Source organism: Saccharothrix hoggarensis (assembly GCF_052936025.1).
This window is the reverse complement of sequence record NZ_CP193624.1, coordinates 1788810-1815327: the sequence shown is the minus strand read 5'-3', so window position 1 is coordinate 1815327 and position 26518 is coordinate 1788810. Positions and strand designations below refer to the sequence as shown.

14 protein-coding genes are annotated in these 26518 nt (G+C 69.5%); 12 read left to right on the top strand and 2 right to left on the bottom strand.

The window, feature by feature from the left end; translation table 11 throughout:
* Positions 1–56: 56 nt before the first annotated feature.
* The 11 genes from ACRAKH_RS08850 (at position 57) to ACRAKH_RS08800 (ending at position 21609) form a co-directional block, all read left to right on the top strand.
* Positions 57–971 (top strand): helix-turn-helix domain-containing protein, encoded by a 915-nt coding sequence (locus ACRAKH_RS08850; protein ID WP_380719989.1) that lies wholly within the window; start codon positions 57–59, stop codon positions 969–971.
* A gap of 12 nt (positions 972–983) precedes the next feature.
* The gene (locus tag ACRAKH_RS08845) at positions 984–1160 is read left to right on the top strand and encodes a DUF397 domain-containing protein (protein WP_380719991.1); all 177 of its coding nucleotides are present in this window, start codon (positions 984–986) and stop codon (positions 1158–1160) included.
* A gap of 217 nt (positions 1161–1377) precedes the next feature.
* A complete protein-coding gene (gene pglW, locus ACRAKH_RS08840; RefSeq protein ID WP_447009729.1) occupies positions 1378–5721 on the top strand; it encodes a BREX system serine/threonine kinase PglW in 4344 nt (1447 codons plus the stop codon).
* Between the two features lie 18 nt (positions 5722–5739).
* The gene (gene pglX / locus ACRAKH_RS08835; RefSeq protein ID WP_380719995.1) at positions 5740–9384 is read left to right on the top strand and encodes a BREX-2 system adenine-specific DNA-methyltransferase PglX; all 3645 of its coding nucleotides are present in this window, start codon (positions 5740–5742) and stop codon (positions 9382–9384) included.
* A gap of 6 nt (positions 9385–9390) precedes the next feature.
* Positions 9391–13233 (top strand): PglY protein, encoded by a 3843-nt coding sequence (locus ACRAKH_RS08830; RefSeq protein WP_380719997.1) that lies wholly within the window; start codon positions 9391–9393, stop codon positions 13231–13233.
* The gene (pglZ, locus tag ACRAKH_RS08825) at positions 13233–15893 is read left to right on the top strand and encodes a BREX-2 system phosphatase PglZ (protein ID WP_380719999.1); all 2661 of its coding nucleotides are present in this window, start codon (positions 13233–13235) and stop codon (positions 15891–15893) included. Before ACRAKH_RS08830 ends, pglZ begins: the two co-directional genes overlap by 1 nt.
* Entirely contained in the window at positions 15890–17215 is a 1326-nt protein-coding gene (gene brxD / locus ACRAKH_RS08820) for a BREX system ATP-binding protein BrxD (RefSeq protein WP_380720001.1), read from the top strand. The genes pglZ and brxD overlap by 4 nt, the downstream gene beginning before the upstream one ends.
* Complete coding sequence (locus tag ACRAKH_RS08815; RefSeq protein ID WP_380720004.1) at positions 17212–19335, top strand: DEAD/DEAH box helicase; 2124 nt, start codon at positions 17212–17214, stop codon at positions 19333–19335. Before brxD ends, ACRAKH_RS08815 begins: the two co-directional genes overlap by 4 nt.
* A gap of 570 nt (positions 19336–19905) precedes the next feature.
* The gene (locus tag ACRAKH_RS08810; protein ID WP_380720006.1) at positions 19906–20055 is read left to right on the top strand and encodes a hypothetical protein; all 150 of its coding nucleotides are present in this window, start codon (positions 19906–19908) and stop codon (positions 20053–20055) included.
* Positions 20056–20370: 315 nt separating this feature from the next.
* Positions 20371–20823, top strand: a complete 453-nt coding sequence (locus ACRAKH_RS08805; RefSeq protein ID WP_380720008.1) for a hypothetical protein — start codon at positions 20371–20373, stop codon at positions 20821–20823.
* A 45-nt stretch (positions 20824–20868) separates the two neighbouring features.
* Positions 20869–21609, top strand: a complete 741-nt coding sequence (locus ACRAKH_RS08800) for a DUF72 domain-containing protein (protein WP_380720041.1) — start codon at positions 20869–20871, stop codon at positions 21607–21609.
* On the opposite strand, the gene ACRAKH_RS08795 is transcribed toward ACRAKH_RS08800, so the two are convergent.
* On the bottom strand, positions 21602–22339 hold the full coding sequence (locus tag ACRAKH_RS08795) for an arylamine N-acetyltransferase family protein (protein WP_380720011.1): 738 nt from the start codon (positions 22337–22339) through the stop codon (positions 21602–21604). The two genes, ACRAKH_RS08800 and ACRAKH_RS08795, sit on opposite strands and share 8 nt — an antisense overlap.
* On the opposite strand from ACRAKH_RS08795, the gene ACRAKH_RS08790 reads away from it, so the two are divergent.
* Positions 22338–23201 (top strand): DUF72 domain-containing protein, encoded by an 864-nt coding sequence (locus tag ACRAKH_RS08790; RefSeq protein ID WP_380720013.1) that lies wholly within the window; start codon positions 22338–22340, stop codon positions 23199–23201. The two genes, ACRAKH_RS08795 and ACRAKH_RS08790, sit on opposite strands and share 2 nt — an antisense overlap.
* A gap of 9 nt (positions 23202–23210) precedes the next feature.
* Here the strand turns inward: ACRAKH_RS08790 and ACRAKH_RS08785 are convergent, their stop codons facing one another.
* A complete protein-coding gene (locus tag ACRAKH_RS08785) occupies positions 23211–26411 on the bottom strand; it encodes an AAA domain-containing protein (protein ID WP_380720015.1) in 3201 nt (1066 codons plus the stop codon).
* Positions 26412–26518 lie beyond the last annotated feature (107 nt).

Genomic DNA, 26518 nt, shown 5'->3' with positions numbered 1-26518 from the left:
CTCGAGGATTGCAGTGCCACCATCGCGACGGCAAGGACTGCAAATAGCTCGATCGAGTGACTTTTCGCAGCTCAGACATGGTTTTCTGCTTCGATGCTTGCACACATCGCAAGGAGATCATCGTGGCAACAACGAAGTCCGGTGTCACCACCAGGGGAATCGGATTCGAGCTCGAACGACTTCGCACGAAAGCGAAGCTCACGCTGCAAGACGTCGGTGACGGGCTCGGCGTCTCGGCCAGCACGATCAGCCGACTGGAGAACGGCAAGCGGGAGCCCACCCCCGAGGAGGTGTCCGCGATCTTGGCCGTCATCGGCGTGATCGGCCCGGAGCGCAACCGACTGCTCGACCAAGCGCGCGGCGGCGACGGCTCCGGCCTGGTCGAGGCCAGCAACCCGACCGTGCAGAGCCGCACCTACCTGAACTTCGAGACCAGGGCGACGGTCATCACCGATTTTGAGCTGATGCTCATCCCCGGTCTCGCCCAGACGCCGGAGTACGCCTACGCCGTCATCTCGGCCATCCAGGTGGATGAAGAGGAGCCGAGCATCGAGGTGCGGGTGGGCCGCCGCATGGCCCGCCAAGCCATCCTGGCCCGCCGCAGGCCGCCGGAGCTGAACCTCATCCTGACCGAGGCGGCGCTGCGCCTGCCGATTGGCGGGCCGAAGGTCATGGCTCGCCAGCTCCGACACCTGGCCGACCTGACCGACCGGTCGAACGTCACGATCCGCGTCATCCCGTCGAGCGTCGTCGGCCACGCCGGCTTGCTGGGCCAGTTCGTGATCCTCGACTTCGCCAATGACAAGCCGGTGGTCTTCGTCGAGGACCGCACCACCGGCCTGTTCTTGGATGACCCGGCCCGCGTCGCCCTCTATAGGCTGACGGTGGAGAAGCTGACGGACGTGGCGCTGGACGAGGACGGTTCCGTCCGGTTGATGACGTCCATCGCTCACGACCTCGACGGAGGGTGAGGTGGCACGCGAGTGACCCCGATTGCGTGGCGGAAGAGCAGCTACAGTGGCAATGACGCCAATTGCGTCGAAGTCGCAGTGCGAACGACCGTGGTCGGCCTTCGCGATTCGAAGAACCCCGAGGGCGGTCGACTCCTGATCGGCTCGGGGGCGTTTCGGTCGTTCCTGAGGACCGTCAAGGCCGACTGATCGCGAGAAAAGGGTGGTTGCCGCCGCCTGACCACCCTCTTCTCCGCATTCCGGTGAAGCGAACATCATTCGGTTTGCCTTCCCGAACTGCCTGCCGCCTGCCGTAACGCGGAGAGCCCTCGCCGCGACGCACAGGTGGCTGCTCCGAGTGGGGTACGCCGGCGGTCGCCAGTAGCATCGCGACCTCAGCACAGCGCGACAGCTCGGGGGGAAGACCTTGCCTTCAGCGGAACGGCCCACGACGCCGAAGCCGGGTCCTCCGCCGGCGGTGCAGCGGTGGTTCCAGGAGCGCACCTCGCCCTACCCGTGGGAGCAGGACGGCCTCGATGCCGTCAAGCGCCTGATGCCGAACGCCGAGCCCTACCGCGCGTGGGCGACGTTCTCGTTCACCGCCGCGTCGGGCCGGATCAACGAGTGCGACCTGCTGATCGCGGTGCCCGGCGGCCTCTACCTGGTCGAACTCAAAGCGCACCCCGGCCGGGTGGTCAACAACGGCGACACGTGGAGCTTCTTCGAGGAGGGCCGCACCCGTCCCCGGACGCTGCGCAACCCGCTGCACCTGACGGACCTGAAGTCCAAGGAGCTGAAGTCCCGCCTGGAGTGGGCGGCCAAGGAACTGAAGATCAGCCAGCGGGTGCCGCGCGTGGAACCGGCCGTGTTCCTGTCGGCCCCCGGTCTGGTGTCGGGCCTGGATGACGTGCAGCGCGTCCGCGTCTACGGCCGTGACGATGCCTCGCAGGGTCTGCCCTGGATCTGGCGCGACCTGCTGGCCACGCCGCCGCAGCGCGAGGCACAGCGGATCACGCCCGAGTTCTCCCGGCACGTGCTGCCCAAGTTGCTGGACAAGATCGGCATCAGGGTCTCGACCGCCCACCTGCGGTTCGGTGACGACTGGAAGCTGACCACCGACGTCCTCGACGCAGGCCCGACCTGGGAGGACCGCCTCGCCCGACGCGAGCAGCCGGTCCGCGAGGAGGGCCGGGTCCGCATCTACCTGACCCAGGCGCAGGCGACCGACGACCAGCGCCAGTCTGTCGAGCGGGCCGCTCGGCGTGAGTACCAGGTGTTGCAGGGCATCGCCCACCGCGGCATCGCCCAAGCGATGGAGATCCGCGAGCACCAGGGCGGCCCGGCGATCCGGTTCGCGCACCGCGGGACGGACCTGCGGCTCGACTCCTACCTCGCGCTGCACGAGGACCGGCTCACCCCCGAGGCCCGCCTCGACATGGTGCGCCAGCTCGGCGAGGCCCTGCGCTACGCGCACAGCCGCTCGCTCTACCACCGGGCGCTGGCCGCCCGGTCGGTGTACGTGTCGGCGAAGGAGGACGGCTCCTCCCCCGTGCTGCGGGTGATCGACTGGCAGAGCGCGGCGCGGGACTTCGACACGACCGGCATGTCCTCGATCATGACGTCGATGCCGGGCAGCCACCTGCCTGACGCGGCCGGCGTCTACCTCGCGCCCGAGTTCGACCAGCCGTACTCCGACCCGGTCGACCTGGACGTGTTCGGCGTGGGCGCGCTGACCTACCTGATCGTCACCGGCCAGCCGCCCGCAACGCAGCGCAGCGGCCTGGTGGACCGGCTGGCCCGCGAACGCGGCCTGCACCCGTACGCAGTGAGCGACAGCGTGTCCGAGGCACTGGACTCGTTGGTCTTCCGCGCGACCCAGGCGGACGTGGCCGACCGGCTCGACTCGGCGGAGGCGTTCCTCGACGCGCTGGACGGGGTCGAGCGCGACTCGGCCGTGCCCGAGACCCACACCGCCGAGGTGGACCCGCTCGACGCGACCCCCGGGCAGCCGGTCGACGGCCCGTGGGTGGTCGAGCGGGTGTTGGGGACCGGCGCGACGGCCCGCGCGCTGCTGGTGCGCCGCACCGACGAGGACGACGACGGCACCGAGACGGTCACGCGCCGGGTGTTCAAGGTCGCGTTGGACGAGGACAAGGCCGATCGGCTGCGCGCCGAGGCCGACGCCCTGCACCTGGTCGGCGGCGGTGTCGTGGTGAAGCTGCTGGACGGTCCGCGCGTGCTCGGCGGCCGTACCGTGCTCGACCTGGATTTCGCAGGCGATCGCACGCTGGGCGCCCGCCTGCGCGCCGAGGGCCGGCTGACCTATCACGAGCTGGAGCGGTTCGGGAAAGACCTGTTCACGGCGCTCGACCAGCTCGCTGCGAAGGGTGTACGGCACCGCGACATCAAGCCCGACAACCTCGCCCTCTACCGGCGCGAGGACAGGTCGTGGCAGCTCATGCTGTTCGACTTCTCGCTGCACGGCGTGTCCGAGCGGGACGTCAAGGCGGGCACGCGGGGTTACCTCGACCCGTTCCTCGACACGCCGCGCCGGCCGGTCTTCGACGACCACGCCGAGCGCTACGCGGCGGCCGTGACGCTGCACGAGATGGCGTCGGGTGAGAAACCGGTGTGGGGTGACGGCCTGACCGACCCGCGCACCGCGTCCGACGAGACGCCGACGCTCGCGACGGCTTCCTTCGAGCTTGCCCTTCAGGACGGCCTCACCGAGTTCTTCCTGCGCGCCTTCCACCGGGACGTCGACCGGCGGTTCGACACCCTGCGGCAGATGGAGGACGCCTGGCGCGCGGTGTTCGCCCAGGCCGACGCGGCGAGTCCCGCCACCACGCCCGCGACTGTCGGCCTCGACGCGACCACCGTGGAAAGTGCCCGCGAGAAAGCCGCCGAGGCCGCCGGCCTCGACACCCCGCTCGACGCGGCCGGGTTGTCGCCGCGCGCGGTGTCGGTCGCGCAGGGGTTCAGGGCGACGACGGTCGGCGAGCTGCTCAACGTGCCGCTCTACGAGATCGCCAAGGCCCGCGGTGCCGGCCGGGTGATCCGCAAGGAGCTGAACCGCCGCCACAAGCAGTGGACCGCCAGGCTGCGCAGCGCGGCCGAACCCGCTCCCGTCGAACGGGAGGAGAGCGAGACCGCGGTCCAGCTCGGCGTGGACGACATGGCGGACCGGCTGGCTCCCCGTTCTCCCGGCAAGGCCACCAAGCAGGAGCAGGTGCTCCGGCTGATGCTGGGGCTGCCCGACGAGAGCGGTGCGCCCGAGCTGTGGGCGAAGCAGTCCGAGGTCGCCCGCGTTGTCGGCCTCGCTCAGCCGACGGTGTCCCGGCACTACCGGGCGGCCATCGAGCAGTGGGTGGAGCAGCCGTGGGTGGCGGAACTGCGTGACGAGCTGGTGCAGCTCGTCACCGACGCCGGTCGGGTGATGACGGCGCGGGAACTGGCGAAGGCGGTGCGCGTCCGGCACGGCGCGGCACACGACACGCCTGAGCGGACGCTGGCGAAGGCACTCGCCGTGGTGCGGGCGGCGGTGGACGCCGAGGAGTGGACCGGGCTGCACTCGGACGACCCGGACGCCAGCCCTCGCCTGCTGGTCCTGCGGCGCGGGACGCGGGTGCTGATCGCCTGCGAGTCCCTGGCCGGGCAGAGCGACCCCAGCGCCATCGAGCTGGCCGACTACGCGGTGGCGCTCGGCAAGTGCGCCGACGACCTGGTCGGGCAGGACCCGCTGCCGGGTCGGGGGGTCGTGCTGCGCGAGCTGCGCGCCGTTGCCGCGCCGGAGGGTTTGGCTCCGCTGGCGGACACGCGCCTGGTGGAGCTGGCGGCGGCCGTGTCGCAGCGGGCGGCCGACTCGCCGCGTCTGGAGCTGTACCCGAGGGACCTCGACCTGGCGCGGGCGCTGCGGATTTCCCAGGCCGGCGCGGGCGTGCGACGTGATCCGGGCATCACGGTCGAAGAGCTGTGCCAGCGGGTCCGCGCGCGGTTCCCGGAGCTGGAGTGGCGCTCGGAGCCGACACACGTGCGCATGGAGGAGGCCCTGCGCGAGGCCGGTGTCCCGTTGGAGTGGGATTTGGCTGGACGCCGCTTCCGGCCACCGCAGCCCGAGCACCCGCGCGCGGCATCATCCACCGGCACGTCGATCAGCGCCCACGCGCTGCCTGTCGGCGCCCGCGATCCCCATGCGGTGATCGCGGGCAAGCTGGCGACCGCGTTCGAGCGCGGAGGGTTCCTGGCGCTGACGCTGCGCGGTGCTCAGTTGCCCGGCACCGCCGACGCTCTGGCCCGACTCCACCCGGTGCGGCGGATCGACCTGAACCAGACGTTCCTGACCGAGTTCCGGGCGCTGGTCACCGAGCGCGGGCAGGACTGGCGCAAGGTGCTCGGTGTCGACGCCCGGTTCACCGAGTCCGGTGAGATGCCTCGTGGGCTGGCCTCGTACGTGCGGGCCGCGTGGACCCGCGTCGAGGAACGGCTGCTCGATCCGTCGTTGGCTGGTGATGTGCTGTTCGTGCACGACGCGGGGCTGCTGGCCCGGTACTTCACCGAAGGTGGGCACGAGGTGCTGACGCGCGTGCAGAACGCCGCGCGCAGACCGGCCGACGCGCCGCGCGGTTTCTGGCTGCTGTGCCCCGGTGAGTCGGAGCGCGAGTCGGTGCAGTTGGACGGTCGGACGGTCGAGGTGCTGGACGCCTCGGAGCGGGTGGCCCTGTCGAAGAACTTCCTGGCCGCGTTGCGCGGCGACGCCGGTAGCGCGGCCTGAGTGTTGGTGGGTGTGTCTGTGGAGGAGAACGCAGCTTTGACGACTCGCGGGTTTGACCACGCCGAGCTGGTGAAGGACCTGCGCAAGCAGGTCGCTGCGCTGGAGGACGACCTGCGGGAGCGCAGTGACGAGGAGCCTTTCGCCAGTGCGCTGAAGACGGAGTACGACGAGGCGCGCAAGGCTGAGCGCACTGCGGCGACGTATGGGGCGTGGCGGGACGAGCGTGTCACGCAGGTCGCGGTGGCGTGGGTGCTGGGCACGGTGTTCGTGCGGTTCTGCGAGGACAACGGCCTGATCGAGTGGCCGTTCATCGCCGGGCCGGGCGATCGGCTGGCCGACGCGGTCGAGCGGCACGAGGCGTTCTTCAAAGAACACCCGGAAAAGAACGACCGTGACTGGATCGTCGCAGCGTTTGACTACCTGGCGTCGTCGCACAAGACCGTCGAAGGTCTGTTCGACAAGCGGTACAACCCGCTGTGGGAGATCACGCCGTCGTTCGAGCAAGCCACAGCGCTGCTGATCTTCTGGCGACGACGCGGCGACGATGGCGAGATCCGCTACGACTTCACCGACGACGACTGGGACACCCGCTTCCTCGGCGATCTCTACCAGGACCTGTCGGAGCACGCGCGCAAGACGTACGCACTATTGCAGACCCCGGAGTTCGTGGAGGAGTTCATCCTTGAGCTGACACTGGAGCCAGCAGTCGAGGAATTCGGCCTCAGAGGTCTACGCACCATCGACCCCGCTTGCGGGTCTGGCCACTTCCTACTGGGCATCTTCCACCGGTTGCTCGCAAAATGGCGTGCCACTGAACCTGCGTCCGACAACTGGAAGCTGATCTCCTTGGCGCTGGACTCGGTGCACGGTTGCGATAAGAATCCGTTCGCCGCGTCGATCGCGCGTTTCCGTCTACTCATCGCAGCCTTGCGTGCAGCCGGTAAACCTCCGCTTAACAGGGCGTCAACTTTTCCCATCAACGTCGCCGTTGGAGACTCACTGCTCCACGGCCGCGGCGCACCAGGCGTTCAGGGAAACCTGTTTGAACCGACTGAGGCGTACACGTATCGCACAGAAAATGTCACCGATTACCATTCAGTCGACCTGCTCGGTAAGTCCAGTTACCATGTGGTAGTCGGCAATCCGCCCTACATTACCCCAAAAGACAAACAAGAGAACGAGAATTACCGACGCGGCTACGACGCCTGCTCCGGAGCATACGCACTCTCGGTGCCGTTCGCCCAGCGACTGTTCAACTTGGCGGTCCGAGCACATGATCCCGAGCGCAACTCTGGTTACGTTGGCCAAATTACCGCAAACTCTTTCATGAAACGTGAGTTCGGCAAACGACTCATTGAGCACTTCTTGCCGAGCGTTCGGCTCACGCATGTAATCGACAGTTCAGGCGCATACATTCCCGGTCACGGGACGCCCACAGTCATTCTCGTTGGCCGCAACCAGCCCTACCGCAGTTCTGATCGGGTGCGCTCCGTACTGGGAATTCAAGGTGAACCTTCTTCACCACAAAATCCAGCTCACGGTGCAGTTTGGTCGGCCATTATCACGCAAGTCACAAAGCCTGGAAGTGAGTCCCCCTGGATTTCGGTCGCCGATCTCGACTCGCACCGTTTCACACAACACCCCTGGAGCATTAGCGGAGGCGGAGCAAGCGAGCTATCGGAAGCTCTCTCTCTTGCAGCGCCCCAGAAGCTCTCCAGTCGAGTTTCGGAGATCGGGTTCGGTGCCGTTACTCGCGAAGATAACGCCTACATGCTTGGCGAAGGGGCTCTTCGAAGGGCGAACGTCGATGCAAGTCACCAACGAGCCATCGTAGAAGGCGAGGTGATCAGGGATTATTTGATCACTGAGCCAGTCATGTCATTGTGGCCTTATGATCCAATCACGCTTTCGCCGTGCAGATCCGCACCGGTCGAAGTACTCCTCTGGCCACATAGAACAATCCTGCGAAATCGAGTCGCGTATGGGAGCACTCAGCTTCAGCGAGGACTCGAATGGTTCGAGTATTCAATGTTCTTTGCCAGTCGCTACTCAAATCCATATTCCATCGCCTTCTCGTTCGTTACGACCCACAACCACTTCACACTGGACCGCGGAGGCAAGATATTCAAGCAGTCTGCACCAATAATCAAATTGCCAGATGAAGCGAGCGAAAACGAACATCTCGAACTGCTAGGGCTACTCAACTCGTCGACGGCATGTTTTTGGCTAAAGCAGGTCAGTCACAACAAAGGCGAAGGCGGCGGAGCCAGGGTGGACGCCGGCTATGCCACAATGGGCAGCGAAGCGTGGAAGAACACATTCGAATTTACTGGAACTAAACTTCGAGAATTTCCGCTACCAGGGCAGTTGCCACTCGACCTGGGTCAACGTTTGGACCACCTAGCTCAGCAGCTTGCCGAACAGGAGCCGTCTGCCGTCGCGTCTTCACTAACTCCAACACGCCATCTTCTCGATTCCGCCCGGATAGAGCATGGGCGTATCCGAAATCTAATGATTGCCCTGCAGGAGGAGTTGGACTGGAAGGTCTACGGGTCTTTCAACCTACTCGATAATCGCGACACCTCGAAGCTCACGGCAAGCGATTTGAAGTCGATTCCGGAGATCAATCTTGGCGAGCGGGCTTTTGAGATCGTGCTCGCACGTAAGGCAGTGGCCGGCGAGGTAGAGACCACCTGGTTCACGAGACACGGCTCTACACCGACCCTTGAGATTCCGGACCGTTGGCCACAATGGTACAAGGAGATTGTGCAAGCGCGTATCGATACGATTGCCGGGCGGCGCGATATTGCCTTGATCGAACGGCCGGAATACAAACGCCGTTGGACGACGGAGCCATGGGAAAGGCGGGAAGCTGAAGCCTTGTGCAACTGGCTGCTGGACCGCTGCGAGAAGCCCGAACTTTGGTTCGCCCTGCGCGATGGCATGAAGCACCCTCGCACGCTTACCATCAGCCAGCTCGCCGACCAGTTCCGCGACGACGCCGACATGAACTCCGTCGCCCAGCTCTACGCGACCGACCACCTGAAAAAGCGCGACCTCACCCTGGCCCAGATCCTCGAACAGGTCATCGCCGACCAGCACGTCCCCTACCTCGCCGCCCTCCGCTACAAGGACTCCGGTCTGCGCAAGCGCGAGCAGTGGGAGGAGGTCTGGGAGCTGCAGCGCGAAGAGGACCGCACCGGCAAGCGCCTGGACATCCCGGTGCCCCCGAAGTACGGCAGCGGCGACTTCCGCAAGACCAGCTACTGGTCCCAGCGCGGCAAGCTCGACGTCCCCAAGGAGCGCTTCATCTCCTACCCGGACGCGAGCCCTGACGCGGACCCGACGCTCCTGCTCGGCTGGGCCGGCTGGGACCACAAGGACCAGGCCCAAGCGCTGGTCAACACGGTCAACGACCGCACCGAGCAGTCCGGCTGGTCCGCCGAACGGCTCACCCCGCTGCTCGCCGGCCTGCTCGAAGTGCTGCCCTGGGTCAAGCAGTGGCACGGTGAGTACGACGATGAGTGGGGCGGCGTCCCGGCGGACGAGTACGACGCCTACCTGACCGAGCAACGGGCCAAGCACCAGCTCACCGAAGACGACCTGCGCGCGTGGCGACCGGCCGCGCCCACGCGGGGACGACGCGCGGCGAAGAAGGACTGATCAGCTGTGAGCACGGCAGAGATGTACCTGCGGGACGTCATCCACATCCCCGAGTCGGTGCACGCGGGCGACTTCAAGGTCGAGCTGTCCGGTGGGTTCACCGAGACGGACGCCCGGGTCTCCGAGTACGTGGTGACCGACCAGCTCCAGGCGGCGTTCCGCAAGGCCCTCTCGGTGGTGCGGGCCGCGGTGCGCGACGGGAACTCCCACGCCGCCTACCTGCACGGGTCGTTCGGCTCCGGTAAGAGCCACTTCCTGACCGTGCTGCACGCCGTGCTCCACAACGAGCCGTCCGTACGCCAGAAGACCGGCCTCCAGCCGGTGATCGCCGAGAACGACGACTGGTTGGGCGGCAAGAAGTTCCTGATGGTGCCCTACCACCTGGTGGGCGCCGCCGACATCGACTCGGCCATCCTCGGCGGGTACGTGGCTACCACGCGGAAGCTACACCCGGACAAGCCGACGCCCGCGGTGTACCGGTCGGACGCGATGCTGGCCGACGCACGGCGGCAGCGGGAGTTCCTAGCCGATGACGGCAAGTTCGCGCAGTGGTTGGAGAGCGGCACGCCGCAGGAGTCCGGCGACGAGGACGACCTGGACCCCATCGACTCCGTGTCGACCTGGACGACCGCGAAGCTGGACCAGGCGTTCGCCGCGCCGCAGGGCGACACGCTGCGCAGCGCGCTGGAGTCGGCGCTGCTGTCGGGCCCAATGTCCTCCTACACGCGTGGCGCGAGCGGTGATCAGCAGGCGTTCATCCCGCTGGAGAACGGGCTGGCGGTGATCAGCCGGCACGCGCGCGACCTGGGCTACGACGGGCTCATCCTGTTCCTGGACGAGATGATCCTGTGGTTGCAGGCGAACATGAAGGACCAGAGGTTCGTCAACAACCAGGTCAGCAAGCTGGTGAAGCTGATCGAGTCCGGCGACGCGGACCGGGTGCTGCCGATCGTGTCGTTCATCTCCCGCCAGCGCGACCTGTCGAAGCTGGTCGGCGAGGACGTCACCGGCGCGGAGATGAAGAACCTCGAAGCGCAGGTCAACTACCTCGCCGGTCGGTTCGACGTGGTGGAACTGGAGGACCGCAACCTCCCGGCGATCATCAAGGAACGCGTCCTCAAGCCGACATCGCCGCAAGCGCGGACGGCGTTGGACGAGGCGTTCGCGACGATCGAGTCGGCCAACGCGCTGTCGCGGGACGTGCTGCTGGACTCGGGTGGCGTGACCGGTGCGACGTGGGCCGAGTTCCGCGACGTCTACCCGCTCTCCCCCGCGCTGCTCAACGTGCTGGTGACGCTGTCGGGCGCGTTGCAGAGGGAGCGCACGGGTCTGAAGTTGCTGCAGGAGATGCTGCGCCGCCGTCGCGCGGACATGAAGCTGGGCGAGCTGATCCCGCTCGGCGACCTGTGGGACGTGCTGTCCGACGGCACCGGCGAGGCGTTCACCGACAAGCTCAAGCGCGAGGCGGACGCTGCCCACCGCTTCCACTCGAAGGTCCGCGCGCACCTGCTGGAGAAGTACGGCAGCGAGGGTGACGCCCGGTTCGTGCAGGACGACCGGCTGGTCAAGACGCTGCTGCTGGCCTCGCTCGCACCCGCCGTGTCGGCGTTGACCCGGCTGACCGGCGCACGGCTGGCCGCGCTGAACCACGGGTCGATCCGGTCCCGGGTGGGCACGCCCGCGTCAGTCGTGGTGCAGCGGCTGCGGGCGTTGCAGGCGGAGTTCGGCGAGCTGCGCTCCGAGGGCGACGAGGACCCGGTGTTCAGCCTGCACCTGTCCGACCTCGACATCGAGCCGCTGCTGGAGAAGGTCGGCGAGCAGGACAGCCTCGGCGCCAGGCGGGTGTGGATCAAGGACCAGCTGTGGCAGGCGCTCGGGGTCAAGGACTCGCAGGAGTTCGTGTCAGAGCGCGAGGTCGTCTGGCGGGGCACACGGCGGGTCGCGGAGTTCGTGTTCGGCAACGTGCGCGACCACTCCGACCTGCCCGACGTCCAGTTCACGCCGAGCGTCGACGGCCGGGTGCGGTTCGTGCTCGACTACCCGTTCGACGCGGCAGGCGCACCGCCGGTGGACGACGCGCGGCGGGTGCAGAAGCTCAAGCGCGAGGGCACCGAAGCGGCCACCGTGGTGTGGTTGCCGCACTTCCTGTCCAGCCAGAAGTCCGGGCAGCTCGGCCGTTTACTGAAGATCAACTACTTGTTGGAGCGGGACCGCCTGGACGACCACGCGGCGAACCTGTCCACCGACGACCGGATTCGCGTGCGACACCAGTTGCAGGCGCAGAAGGACAACCTCACCACGCAGCTCAGGGCAGCACTGCAGCAGCTCTACGGCATCTCCGGCGGTGACGAGGGCACCATCGGCGCGGAGGTCGGCGAGGACGGGCACGTGCTGTCCCTGCTGCCGTCGCACAAGCCGCGCCTGCACGGCGGCGCGGCCTTCGAGTACAACCTCCTGGCGTTGGCCGACAGCGCCTTCGACGTGCTGTACCCGAAGCACCCGGACTTCGACGTGACCCGCAGCCGCAAGCCGGTGACCACGGGCGAGCTGCGGACCGTGCTGAAGTGGGTCACCGCAGCACAGGAGGGCGGCAACCAGCGCGTCGTGGTGGACCGCAAGGACCTCCCGCTGGTCCGGAAGATCGCGCACCCGCTGGAGCTGGGCGAGGTCAGCGACGGGCCGCTGAACCTGTCCACGGAGTGGCGCAAGCGGATCGAGCAGCACGCCGCCCGCGAGGGCGTGACCGGTGACTTCGACGTGGAGAAGATCCGCTCCTGGATCGCCGCGATGGGCTGGACGGGACTGGATAAGCCGGTCGCGAACCTGATCATCGCCACCTACGCGTTGCTGTCCGACCGCGCCTGGCTCTACAACGGCGGCCCGACCGACCCGCCGGAGCTGGAGCGCATCGGCCCCGGCTTCAGCCTGCGGGCGCAGGAGCTGCCGACGCCCGACGAGTTCGCGGCGGCGAGGGAGAAGGCGGGCGCGCTGTTCGGCGTGCACGTGCCGGACGCGCGGTTCGCCCGCAACGTGACCAAGCTGGCGGACATGGTGCGGGAGAAGGTCGTCGAGCTGGAGTCCGCCGTTGGTGGCGTGCACAAGTCGCTGCGGAAGCACGCGGCGGAACTGGGCGTCGACCCCGCGCAGGGACGTGCGAAGACGGCGCGGGACGCGGAGGAGGTGCTGGCCGACCTGTCCGGCGAGCAGGAGCCGACGAAGTTCCTGCGCGCCCTGGCGGGTGTGAACTACGAGGCGACCGACCAGGTGATGGGCCGCGCTCTGACCTCGGCACCTGAGGTGTTGGCCGCGTTGGACGGCGTGGACTGGTCGCTGCTGGCCTCCGCGCGCGAGTTCGCCGGGCGTCCGGACAGCGCGGGAGAGATGGCGTCGCGCCTGGTGGACGACGTGCGGCAGGCCGCCGAGGCCGACCAGCTCGTCCGGGACCTGGTGCCGGTGCTGGGGTCGGTCCAGTCGCGGGCCGTCGCGGTGATGAAGGAGGCGGCGCGAAACACGCCTGCGCCGCCGCCCGTCCCACCGGCTCCGAACCCGACGCCACCGGCCGGTGGCGCTGGTGGCATCAGCCTCACGGACACCGGCACCCCACCTGTGTCGGGCTCCGGCGACACCAGTGGGTCCGGGCCGGTCGTGTCCGAACCCGTGCCTCCCACTCCTCCGCCCGGTCCGCGCGCGTCACGGACCACGCGCCGGGTCGCGTCCACCGCGGTGGAGGCCGAGCTGGTCAGGCTGGTCGAGGAGATGCGGCGCGAGGTCGCCGACTACGCCCGGCAGCACCCCGGCGCGGAGATCGAGATCACGCTGCGCGTCGTCGAACCGGAGAGCGGGTCCTGATGGCCGTTGCCCCCCAGGTGAACCGGCGGATCGTGGAGACGCTGCTGGAGGCCCACCTCCCCGATCCGCGCGACCGGCGGCTGCTGCTCGTGCACGGCCGCTTCGACGGGCCGTCGCCGACCGAGTTCAAGATGACCATCGGCGGCAAGCCCAGGCGGATCACCGTCACCGACCAGCCGTCGGTGCTCGGCATCGTGGAAGCGTGGCAGGCCCACCAGTCGACCGGCGGTGAGGACGTGCTGGTGGTGACCACCGTGGTGGACGACCGGCAGCTCGGCTGGGACCTGCGTGCCCACGCCGTCGGCAAGGCCACGCAGACGGTGGACCGGGCGGAGATCATCAAGCAGCGGTTCGGCGCGAAGGACGTGGACCCGCGCATCCGCCGCGAGCCGTGGCTGGTGGACGCGTTGCTCGAAGCCGAGCCCACCGGCGGCTGGCGTCGTTCGGGGACGGTGCTGACCAGGGACGCCGCCGTGCGGGCGCTGATCGGCGCACGGCTGGGCGGCGCCGAGCTGACCGAAGGCGGCATCGACGCCGCCGCCCTGCTCGCCTGGTCCCGCACGCCCGCTGCCGCCGGATTCGCCACGTTGCCGGAGGCGGAGCGCAAGGGCCTGGTGTCCTGGCTGGAGGAGAACGTCGGCGACGCCGCCGCGGTGTTGATGGACCTCGCCTCGGCGGGACGCGCGGACGACGCGATGGCGTTGGGGATCCTCGGCTCGGTCGCCACCAGCAGGGGTGTGGCCGGTGAGATCGCCGTCGCTTTCGGCGGGCTGCTGGGCGTGCGGCCGAAGGGCAACCAGCTGCCCGCGTTCGTCGACGCGGTCGCGGGCACGCTGGACCGCTGGCTCACCGAGGTCCAGGCCGGTGGTGAAGCCGCGCGGCGGCGGGTGCTGGACGTCGTGACGCGGGCCGACGAGCTGGCCGAGTCCGCGGAGCTGACCGAGGCGCTCGCCGGGAACCGCTACCTGCGCAGTGGCTTCCGCTCACGCTTGCGGGCGTTGGGGACCGCCTTGTCCCGACACCGCGACGACGCCGCCGAGAAGGCGCTGCGGGACGTGGAGGCGCACGCGCTGGCGAAACTGTTCCCCGCGCAGACGTCCACCGCGTCGATGGCCGTTCGGCTGGTCCGCTGGCTCGGGCAGCCCGAGCCGCAGGTCGACTCCGTCGCCGGCGCGATCCGTGCCCACCTCGGCGAGTGGGGCTGGGTGGACCGGGCGCTCGCCGTGCTGTGGGCAGGCGACGAGGTCCACGACCCTGTGCTGGGGCAGGCGTACCGGAAGGTCCACGACGCGGTTCGAGAACGGCGGGACCGGTTGGACGAGGCGTTCGCGCGGCGGCTGGCGGCGTGGACCACGACCGCGTCCACGCTCAACCCGGCCGGATGCTTGTTGGTCGAGGACGTGCTGGAGCGTGTCGTCGCGCCGCTGGCCAAGGAGCACGCGCCGCTGGTGCTCGTGCTGGACGGGATGAGCAGCGCGGTCGCGGTCGAACTCGGTGAGCAGCTCGCCGAGCGGGGCTGGCACGAGGCGTCGCTGGAACACGGCGGGCGCCTCGGGGCGGTCGCGGCGATCCCGTCCGTGACCACCGTCAGCCGGGCCGCCCTCCTCACGGGATCGCCCACGGCGGGTGCGCAGGGTGTCGAGCGCGACGGGTTCGCCGCGTTCTGGCGTCGGCGCCACCGCCAGGCGGCGCTGTTCCACAAGAGCGAGATCGGCGGGCACGCCGGACAGCGGCTGTCGGAACCGCTGGTGACTGCGCTGGCCGGGGACGATGTGGTCGCCGTCGTGCTCAACACCATCGACGACGCGCTCGACCACGGCCGTGAGGGCAACCGCACCGGCTGGCGCTTGGAGGACGTGACCTACCTGCGGGAACTCCTCGACGCCGCACGGGCCTACGGGCGACCGGTGGTCCTCGTGTCCGATCACGGGCACGTGCTCGACCGGTCCACCGACGGCCGTACTCCGACCGGGGCGGCCGGTGTCGAGTCGGTGCGCTGGCGGCTCGGGACGGCGGAGGACGGTGAGGTCGAACTGGCCGGGCCGCGCGTGCTCGCGGGCGGTGGGCGGGTGGTCGTCCCGTGGCGGGAGGACATCCGCTACCTGCAACGCCGAGCCGGGTACCACGGCGGAGCGGCCCTGGCCGAGATGACCGTTCCGGTGCTGGTGCTGCTGCCTGCCGCGGATCAAGCACTGCCTTCGGGATGGCGGATGCTGTCGCCGGAAGACGTCACGCCGCAGTGGTGGGGTCGTCGGACCGAGGCTGTGGCACCTGCCCCGCAACCGCGTCGGAAGACGTCCAAGGCTCCGGCCGCGCCTGCGCCCGAACCGCTGTTCGCGGCACCCAGCACGTCGCTGGGCGCCCAGGTCGTGGACACGAAGGTCTACGAGGCGCAGAAGGAGTTCGTGCCCAAGGGCATCCAGAAGCCCCAGATGGCGGCCGTGATCGACGTGCTGGTAGAGGGTGGCGGCACTCGATCGGTCGTCGCCGTCGCAGCCGCTGCCGGGCGGGCCGGTCGCAGCCCCGAGTTCCTGGTGAGCATCCTGCAACGCCTGCTCAACGTCGAGGGCTACCCGGTGCTGACCCCGATCGACGGCGGGCGGACGTTGAAGCTCGACGTCGACCTCTTGCGCGAGCAGTTCGGGGTGAGGAAGCCATGACGTCGATGATCAGCCAGGCCCGCCGCCGGGAGGTGATCGCCGCCCTGCGGCGCGGCACCGTGCCCCAAGCCGGGCTGGACCTGTTCGCCGTGGGCCTGGAGCGGTTCGTGGTGGCGATGGACGACGACATCGCCACCGTCGCCAAGGGCGGTGCGGCGTTTCACGCCGTGCGCGGCGAGTACGGCTCGGGCAAGACGTTCTTCGCGCGCTGGCTCGCCGAACGCGCCAAGCGCGCCGGGCTTGCAGCCACCGAGGTGCAGATCTCCGAGGCCGAGACGCCCCTGCACCGGCTGGAAACCGTGTACCGGCGGCTGACGGAGCGGCTCAGCACCGCGACGCACCGGCCGAGCGCCCTCGGACCGGTGGTCGACTCGTGGTTCTACACGTTGGAGGAGGAAGTCCTCGACGGCGGCGAGGTGGCCGAGGACGACGAGCAGGCGTTGTCTGCGGCAGTGGACGTGCTGTTGGAGCAGCGACTCGCCGAGGTGGCGCGAACGACACCCGCCTTCGCCGCCGCTCTGCGCGGCTACCGGCAGGCTCGCGTCGGCGGCGACGCCGCTACGGCGGAAGCGCTGCTGGCGTGGTTGGGCGGGCAGAAGTCGGTCGCCGCGTCGGCGCGGCGCGCGGCCAACGTGCGCGGTGACCTCGACCACTTCGGCGCGCTGGGCTTCCTGCAAGGGTTGCTGACCGTGTTGCGGGACAGCGGGCACCCCGGACTGCTACTGGTGCTGGACGAGATCGAGACGCTGCAACGGGTGCGCGGCGACGTGCGGGAGAAGGGGCTCAACGCCCTGCGGCAACTGCTGGACGAGATCGACGCGGGCCGCTTCCCCGGACTGTTCCTGGTGATCACGGGGACGCCCGCGTTCTTCGACGGCCAGCAGGGCGTGCAGCGGCTGCCTCCGTTGGCGCAGCGCCTCGCCACGGACTTCACCACCGAGCCCCGGTTCGACTCGCCTCGGGCCGTGCAGCTCCGGCTGCCGGGCTTCGACCTGGTCAAGCTGGGCGCGCTGGGACGAGTGGTGCGCGACCTGTACGCGGAGGTCGCTCGCGACCCCGGCCGGGTGTCATCCGTGGTGGATAACTCCTACATCGCCCAGCTCGCCGACGCGGTCACCGGTGGCCTGGGCGGCCAGGTGGGCGTGGCACCGCGGATCTTCCTGCGCAAGCTGGTCGCCGACGTGCTGGACCGCGTGGACGAGCACGACGACTTCGACCCGCGCAAGCACTACGCCCTCACCCTGACGCAGTCCGAACTGACGGAAGTCGAGCGGAACGCGGCGGCGCGCTCCGCCGACGACGTCGAGCTGGACCTGCCGTGACCACCGGCCTCGACGGCCTGCACCCGGTGCTTGTGCACCACATCGTGAACACGCTCGGGTGGAGTTCGTTGCGGCCGTTGCAAGCCGAGGCCGTGAGACCTCTGGTGGACGGCGACGACGCCGTGCTGCTGGCCCCCACTGCCGGGGGCAAGACGGAGGCCGCGTGCTTCCCGCTGCTCAGCGCGATGGAGCAGCACAAGTGGACCGGGGTGTCGGTCATCTACGTGTGCCCGCTCAAAGCCCTGCTGAACAACCTCCACCCGCGGCTGGAAGCTTATGCCGCGTGGCTGGGGCGGCGGGTTGGCCTGTGGCACGGCGACACCAGCCAGTCCACCCGGCAGAAGATCCTCCGCGACCCTCCGGACGTCCTGCTGACCACGCCGGAGTCCTTGGAGGCGATGCTCGTCAGCGTCAAGGTGGAGCACGGCACGTTCTTCGCCGGTCTCCGCACGGTGGTGGTCGACGAGGTGCACGCCTTCGCCGGCGATGACCGGGGCTGGCACCTGCTCGCCGTCCTGGAGCGCCTGACGCGCGTGGTCGGGCGGCGAATCCAGCGGGTCGGTCTGTCCGCGACGGTCGGCAACCCGCACGACCTGCTGAACTGGTTGCAGGGCTCCGGTCGCGGCGAGCGCCCGGCCAGGGTGATCGCTCCGGGCGTCACCGATGCCGCGGTGAACCCGGCCTCGGTGGGTGAGATCGAACTGGATTACGTGGGCTCGGTGTCCAACGCGGCCACGGTGATCTCCTCCCTCCACCGGGGCGAGAAGCGGCTGGTGTTCTGCGACTCGCGGCGGCTGGTGGAGGAACTGGGCGAGGCGCTGCGCAGCCGCGGAGTCACCACGTTCCTCTCCCACGCGTCCCTCTCCGTGGACGAGCGGCGGCAAGCAGAACTGGCCTTCGCCGAAGCCCGCGACTGCGTGATCGTGTCCACCAGCACGTTGGAGCTGGGTATCGACGTGGGTGACCTGGACCGGGTCATCCAAATCAACGCGCCCGGTTCGGTGGCGTCATTCCTGCAACGGCTCGGCCGGACCGGTCGCCGGGCCGGGACGGTGCGCAACTGCCTGTTCCTCGCCATCAGGCGAAACCAAGTGCCCTGGACGGCGGGACTACTCCTGCTGTGGAGCAGGGGTTTCGTCGAGCCGGTCACCGCGCCGCCCCAGCCTCGGCACATCGTCGCGCAGCAGGTGTTGGCACTGGCACTGCAGGAGAACCGCATCGGCGATCGGCTGTGGGTGGAGGGCTGGAACGGTCTGGCGCCGTTCGACCGCAGCGCCGAGCCGATACTGCGGCACCTCGTGGACAACGGCTTCCTCGACCGGGACGGCGACATGCTGTTCATCGGCCCTGCCGCGGAACAGCGCTTCGGGCGCAGGCACTTCATGGACATGACGGCGGTCTTCACCGCGCCGCCGCAGTTCACCGTCCTGCACGGGCGTCGGGAGATCGGGCGCACCGACCCCGCCTTGCTGACCGAGAAGGTTGAGGGCCCTCGTCTGCTGCTGCTGGGTGGGCGAAGCTGGAAGGTCGGCTGGATCGACTGGAAACGCCGCCGCTGCTTCGTGGAGGAGGCGACCGGCGGAGGCAAGGCGCACTGGCACACCCCAGGGCTGTCTGGCGCCTCGCTGGAGCTGAGTCGCGCCGTCCGAGATGTCCTGCTGGGCAACGACCCACCTGTGAAGATGACCCAGCGGGCTCAACGTGCCCTGGCTGAGGAACGCGAGGACGCGAGCCACGTTGTACATCCCGGTGGGACGGTCGTCGCTCGTGACGGCATCGATGTCCGCTGGTGGACCTGGGCTGGCTACCGAGCCAACGCCACACTCGCCGCGACGCTGTCCGAACTCACCGACGCAAAGCAACGCGTGGACGACACGTCTATTCGGCTGCGCGCGGACGTGACCGTGGAGATGTGGCGAGCGGCTCTGGCCGACGCCATTGAGCGGCTGTGCCTGCCGGACGTCGACGAGCGGGCGCTGCAGGGCCTCAAGTTCAGCGAGGCACTCCCGCACACGCTCGCGAGCGCGACGCTGGCCGCGCGACTCGCCGACCTGGACGGCGCGGCGATGGTGTTGGCCGAGCCGAACCGCTTCGTGGTCACTCCCGGAAAATCACGATAGGGCTCCGGGTCCGGCATTGCCGCGCTGCCGGTGTAACGGCCGGGCGCAACTGTTCTATATGTCCTCGTGACGCGCACACACGAGGTGAATTTGAGCCCTCTTCTCTTTTTCGACCTCCACCTCGACACGTATTTCAGGTCGGCCAGCCCGCCACTGGCCCGGTCACGCCAGCTGGCATTGCGAGACGTTGCGGCGTACCACCGCCCTCGCCCGAGCCGAGAGGGGCTGATGCCCTGCTCTGCGCCGGTGACTTGTACGAACACGAGCGGTTCTCGCCTGATAGCGCGCATTTCTTGCGCGAACGCGTTCGAGAGCGTCGACATGCCCGTCTTTCTCGCCCGGGCGACCGCGACTGGCACGGACCCAGGATCCTCTACCACCAGGTCGCGTGGACGCCTAACGTGCAGGTATTCATGGAAGACCATTTCATAGCACATGAATTGACGGACGGCCTCACGCTATGGGGCGCCGCCTACCGTGCACCTGCCAACACCGACGGGTTTGTCGGAAATTTCCGCGTTGCCCGCGCGGGGTGAACCTCGCACTTTTCCACGTTCGGAGCGCGCGGGTATGGCGTTCCAGGAATCCGGCAAGCTGCTGCACGCACCGTTCACCGCGTCGGAGATCGCCGCCGCCGGTATCGATCACGCCTTGGTTGGCCACTTCCACACGGAGAGGGACGCCGAACGGCACATCTACCCGGCAACTTCGCCCCGCTGACCTTCGGCGAGTCGCAGGCCGGGGGTCGGCCTCGACAACTCGAGGGATGCGTGGCGTGTGCGTCTACTCGACCGACCCGGAGACGCATGGCCAGCTCGGTCGCGCCTTGCCCGGACGACCGACCTGACCGTTGCCGTACCGGATGTGACTCGATCATCGGGAAGCAGCCGCAGCACCTCCGTTGACGTTCGTACGCGCTGATGGCCGGGTGTCGTGGTGGCTGTGTGCGGTGGGGCGTTAGTGCGGGAGGGTGCTTTCGCCACGCAGCCGGGTGAGGGGTGCTCACGAAGGTGTGAGACACCCGATCTTGGTGTCATGAGCCAGCAACGACGAAGAGCGCGCGCTCGCCGTCCACGCCCCGACCCGCTGCGCGTGGAGGAGCTGGTGGCCTTCCTGCGCGCCGACCGGGGTTGGCGGGACGAGGTGGGCCGACGGCTCGTCGCGAAGTTGGACCAGCGGCTGGTGCGGTCGGCGCGGGCCTGTGGGTGCCGGCCCATCGCGCACGTCGCGGAGGAGCTGGACAGCCAGGCGTGCGTCGACCTCGGCCCCGGCGTGCCGTACCAGCTGGCGAAGGCCGTGTACGCGCAGGTGCGGCTGCGCGGGGCGGCGCGGTTGCGGCAGACGGCGCGCAGCATGCGGGTGCTCGGCGTGTACCTGTGCGGCAGCGACCTGGAACGCTGCCCGTGCACGGAGGCGCTGGCCCGTGACCCACAACAGGCGCGCGTCGACCGCGTGGTGACCGGCGCCCTGGACTGCGCGGGTTTCTAGACCCGAGTCGGACCGAATGTTTCGGGTGTCACTCACGCGGGCAACATCGCTACCGTGGGTGAAATCAGAATCGGTACATCCGGCTGGCTGTATCCCCAGTGGCGTGGCGATTTCTACCCGCGCGGGTTGCAGCAACGACTGGAGTTGCCTTTCCTGTCCCGACGGCTGAACACGGTGGAGATCAACGGCTCGTTCTACGGGCTGCGCAAGCCGACCGACTACCGGTCGTGGTTCCAGCGCACGCCCGACGACTTCGTGTTCGCCGTCAAAGGACACCGCGAGATCACCCACACCAAGCGATTACGGGACGTCGGGGACGACGTGGACGAGTTCTTCGCCTCCGGCGTCCTCGACCTCGGCGCGAAGCTCGGGCCGATCCTGTGGCAGCTGCCGCCGACGCTGCCGTGGCGGCCGGACCGGCTGGCCGCGTTCCTGGAACGGCTGCCGGGACCGCCGGTCCGGCACGCGCTGGAGGTGCGGCACAAGACGTGGGACGACCCGGACCTCCTCGACCTCCTGGGACGGCACGGGGTCTCGCTCGTCGTCGCCGAGTCGGCGGGCCGCTTCCCCGAGCTGTGCGAGGTGACCGCCGACTTCGTCTACGTCCGGCTGCACGGCGACCACGAGCTGTACGTCAGCGCGTACTCCGACCTGGCGCTGAACCGGTGGGCCGCACGGGTCCGCGAGTGGGCGGTGGACCGCGACGTGTACGTGTACTTCGACAACACGATGCACGGCGCGGCCCCGCACAACGCCCTCGCCCTCGCCGAACGGCTGCTCACGTGAGCCGCGGCACGCGGTCCAGCACGATGCCGAAGTGCTCGGCGTACGCGGCGAGCAGGGCGTCGTCGTCCAGCTCCTCGACGTGCTTCTCCCCGCCCTCGGTGGTGATCAGCTTGTGGTCGGCGATGGTGATCCGCCCGGTCGGCGTGGGCAGCGAGCACGTCGTGCCGCGCCGGAACGGCGACTCGGGCCACGTCTGCTGGTACCAGCAGGTGGCGCGGAACTCGGCGAGTTCCCGCGGCCGGGTCTCGAACCGGTACTGCGGCACGCCGTCGAACAGCACGTCGACGTCGCCGTCGGGCGTGTCGACCAGCTGGAACGCGCCGGCGGCGTCGTGCTGGACGTCCCGGCTGGTGATGTCGAGCGGCCGCAGGCTGAACCGGCCGAAGCCGACGTCGACGAGCAGGTCGCCGACCCGCAACGCCAGGTGGTCGAACGGCGGGCCGTAGGCGCCGTCGTTGAACACCTTGGCGGACAGCAGCCGCACGTCGTGCCCCAGGGCGCGCAGCAGCGCCGCGAACGCGCCGTTGAGCTCGTAGCAGAACCCGCCACGCCGGCGGTTGACGATCTTGTCGACCAGGAGGTCCTCGTCCAGCGTGACGGTCTCGCCGAGGTGGATGCTCAGGTTCTCGAACGGCACCGCCGCCAGGTGCCGCTTGTGCAGCTCCGCGAGGGTGCTGGAGCGGGTGGCCCCGATGCGGTCGAGGTAGGCGTCGATCACGTGGTCGTCCATGGCACCAACTTGCAACATCAAGTGGACTGGAGGTCAATGGGACGTGGGCAGAATCCGGATCGGCACGTCGGGCTGGGTCTACCGGGCGTGGCGCGGCACGTTCTACCCGAAGGGCCTGGTGCAGCGGCGGGAGCTGGAGCACATCTCGGGCCTGATGGGCTCGGTGGAGCTGAACGGCTCGTTCTACTCGCTGCAACGGCCGTCCAGCTACCTGGCGTGGGCCGCCCAGACCCCGGCGGACTTCACGTTCGCGGTGAAGGGCGGCCGGTTCATCACCCACCTGAAGCAGCTGCGCGACGTGGAGACGCCGTTGGCGAACTTCTTCGCGTCGGGCGTGCTCGCGCTGGAGCACAAGCTCGGCCCGTTCCTGTGGCAGCTGCCGCCCCGCACGGCGTACAACCCGGAACGGCTGAAGACGTTCTTCGCCCTCCTCCCCCGCACCACCTCCGCCGCGGCCGACCTCGCCGAGCGGCACGACGAGCGCCTGGCCGAGGACCGGGCGTGGACGACCACCGACGCCGACCGCCCACTCCGGCACGCGCTGGAAGTCCGCCACCCGACCTTCCTCGACCCGGACTTCTTCGACCTCCTCCGGGCGCACGACATCGCGCTGGTCGTCTCCCACTCGGCAGGCACGTTCACGTACGTGGAGGACGTCACGGCCGACTTCGTCTACGTGCGGCTGCACGGCAGCGAGTCGCTGTACGTCGGCAGCTACTCGGACGCGGAACTGGACGAGTGGGCCGCCAAGATCCGCGGCTGGGCCACCGACCGCGACGTCTACGTCTACTTCGACAACGACACCGACGCCGCCGCGCCCCACGACGCGATCCGCCTCGCCGCCCGCCTCCACACCCCGTGACGGCGAAGGTCAGCCGCGGCTCGGCGCCGCCACCTCGTGCCGGCAGCGCGGGCAGCGCCAGAAGTAGGGCGTGCCCCGCTTCCGGTCGGACGACCGGTGCAGCTCGACGTCCGCACGGCACCTCGCGCAGGGCGCCGGGTCGACGAACCCCTCGGCGCCCAGCTCCGCGAGCAGCCGTTTCGCGAACGCCGAACCCCGGCAGGTGAGCATCACCTCGCGCGAGTCCCGGTGCGACAGGGCGTTCAGGCTCCCGATCAGCACGACCTGCTGGTCGATCACCACGATCTTCTTGTGCTCGAGGCGGGCGCGGATGATCCGGGCGCCGGTGTCCTTGAGCGCCCGCAGCCACTCCTGGTTGGTGTCGTTCTTCTGGATGAAGTCCTTGTCGTCCCTGGTGAACACCCGCACGTCGACGCCTCGCCGCACGGCGTCCGCGATGAGGGGCATGAACCGCTTGCCGTTCCGACCGACCCACGGCGACCACATCCACACGCTGTGCCGGGCCTGGGCGAGGCTCTTCGCCAGGGTGTCCTTGAACGCGAACTCGTCCTCGATGTCGGTGATCTCGACGAGCCCGCTCAGCACGTCCTGCAGCTCGGCCTCCACCGACGACACCGGCTTGTACTCGCGCTCGTCGGCCAAGCCGAGCAGGGCGCCCGCGCGGACCCACTGGATGCGGCCCGCCTGCGCCAGTCGCCGCACCGCGCCGAGCGGGCTGTCACCCACGGCGCCCTTGACGGCCACCCGCGAGTTCACGATCAGGTACAGCCGGTGCCGGGCCCGGGTGATCCCCACGCCGAACAGGCGGACCGCCGTGTACTCGAAGTCGTCGCCGTTCGCGCGGGCCTTGGCGATCCAGCCCCGCCCGTCCTCCACCAGGTCGAAGACGACGGTGTCGAACTCGCGTCCCTGGAACGAGTGCGTGGTGCCCACGGGCACGACGAGGTCCGGTCCGACGTCCCGGAGCGCGGCGAGCGTCGCCTCGGCCTGCTGCTTGAACGTCGTCACGACGCCGACGTCGCCGTCCGTGCTGTGGTGCTGCGCGAGCGCGCGGGCCACCAGCGCCCCGACCGGCCACCAGCCGGCGTACTTCGCCGACCGGTGCACGACGCCGAGGTCGGGCAGGTCGCTCACGTCCACGATCACGATCTCGGTGTCGGGCCTGGTCGCGCCGTCCTCCAGCACGCCGTAGACGACCTCGTTGGCGAGGTGGCGCAGGTTCGGGCCGAACCGGAACTGGTGCCGCAGCCCCACCGCGCCCGCCTTCGCCTCCACGTCCGCGGGCGCGCGGATGCCGCAGTGGGTGAACACGTCCGGTTTGACCCATTTGCGCACGCCCGCGTGGTCGACCCGGTCGACGTCCGCGGTGACCGGGCCCAGCTGGAGGAAGTCGCCGAGCAGCACGGCGGTCCGGGTCGCCCGCCCGACCGCGAGCAGCACCTCGGCGAGCAGCGCCGCGCCGGCCTCGTCCACGAGGACGACGTCGAACTTCTCCCGCGCCACGGCGGGGTGCGCGCGCGACCGGGCCAGGGTCGTCGCCACCACCCGCGCGCCGGCCACGATCTCGCCCTCCGCGTCACGGCGCAGCTTGCCGATCTTCTTGGTCAGGTCCCGCAGGCGGCTCTCCCACTGCGGCCGGTCACGCGCGGCGGACCGCTGGAACTCGTGGAGCCGGGCCCGTTCCTCGTGCCGCGCCGGGAGGTTCCCCCGGCGTGCCGACGCCACCGCCGCGTCGTCCCGCTCGTCGGCGACACCGAGCCCGCGCAGCCACGCGCAGCGCGCCTCCAAGGCGTCCACCGCCTCCTGCACGTGGGTCATCTCGGACTGACTGGCGCGGTAGAGGGTGTTCGCGACCACCACGCGCTCGTCCAGCCGCGCCAGGTCGGCGGGCGTGACGGTGACCGTGGCACGGAGGTGGTCCAGCTCCGCCACGATCGCGTCCCGCCGGGCCGCGAACTGCCGTTCCGCGGTGGCCGACGCCCGTGCCCACCGCTCCGCGGCCTTGCGCGCCTTCCACCGCGCGAGCGGGTTGCGAGTGGCGGCGGCCTCCTCTGCGGCGCTCGCGGCCCGTTCACGCTGTCCGCGGACGTCGTCCTCGGCGGCCCGCAGCGACGCGGTGAGCTCGGCGGCCCGTTCGAGCATCCGCCGCTGCGGCTCCACCCGTCGCCGCTCGCCGTCCACGACCGCGGCCTCGAGCACCGCGGCGTCCAACTCCCGCGTGGCCTCGACGTGCCGCCGGGCCAGCTCAGGACGGTCCGCCTCCAGCCGCGCCAGCTCCGCCCGCCGGTCGATCCGCTCGACCGCCGCCACGTAGGCGTCGTGGTCGTAGTCGGCGAGCTCGACGTCGAGGGCGGCGATCCTGGCGTCCACCCGGTCGGCTTGGACGAGCCGTTCCCGCACCTCGGCCAGCTCGGCGTCGACCTCACCCGTCGTGCGGGCCGCGAGCCGCTGCAGCTGGACGTTGTCGTCCGCCGCCAGCTCCGGCAGGTGCGGCGGCCCGACCCGGATGACCTGCCCCTGGTCGGTGGGGATGTTCTTGACGACTTCCTTGAGCGCGTTGTCCACGGCGATGTTGGCCGTCGACACCAGCAGGACGCGCCGTCCGCTCTTGACGAGGTCTTCGATGGCGCGGGCGAGGACGCGGGTCTTGCCGGTGCCCGGCGGCCCCCACACGGCGTGCACACCGGGCTCGGTGCACGCCTGGTACGCGATCCGCTGGGACGGCAGGAAACCGGGCGGGTAGTCGTGCGCGGACGGCGCGGGGAGCGCGTCCAGCCTGCCCGCGGCCAGCCGATCCGCCAGCGGCGCCCGGTCGAGGCCCGCGATCCCGTCGCGCAGCTTCTGCCACAGGTGGCGAGGCGTGAGCCGGATCGTCCACACCCGGTCGCAGCCGGCGGGCAGCACACCGTCCACCTTGATCTTGACCAGGCCGTCGGCGACCTGCACCCGCTCCACCGGGACGGAGGTGCCGTTGTCAGGCCCGTCCTTGTCCGCCAGGCAGAGCTGGTCGAAGCTGTCCGCGGACGGCGGCCGGTCGCCCGCGCGGAGGTCGAGCGTCCACCACCCCGGCTCGTCACCGGGTAATCGGGTCGCCCGGCCGAGCGGCCGCCACTCGCCGTCCCCACCCTTGACCGGCCCCGCCAGCACCCGGTCCACGGCCTCGACGAGCTCCCGCCGCCAGCCCGAAACCCCACCCTCCCGCGCTGTCACCGAGCCAGTAAACCAAGACTGGTTCGTAGGACCACAAACAACGGCGGCGAAGGTCGACTGGCCGTCCCCGGACCACACCCACACAATCAGGTGAACGGCGGTCGCCC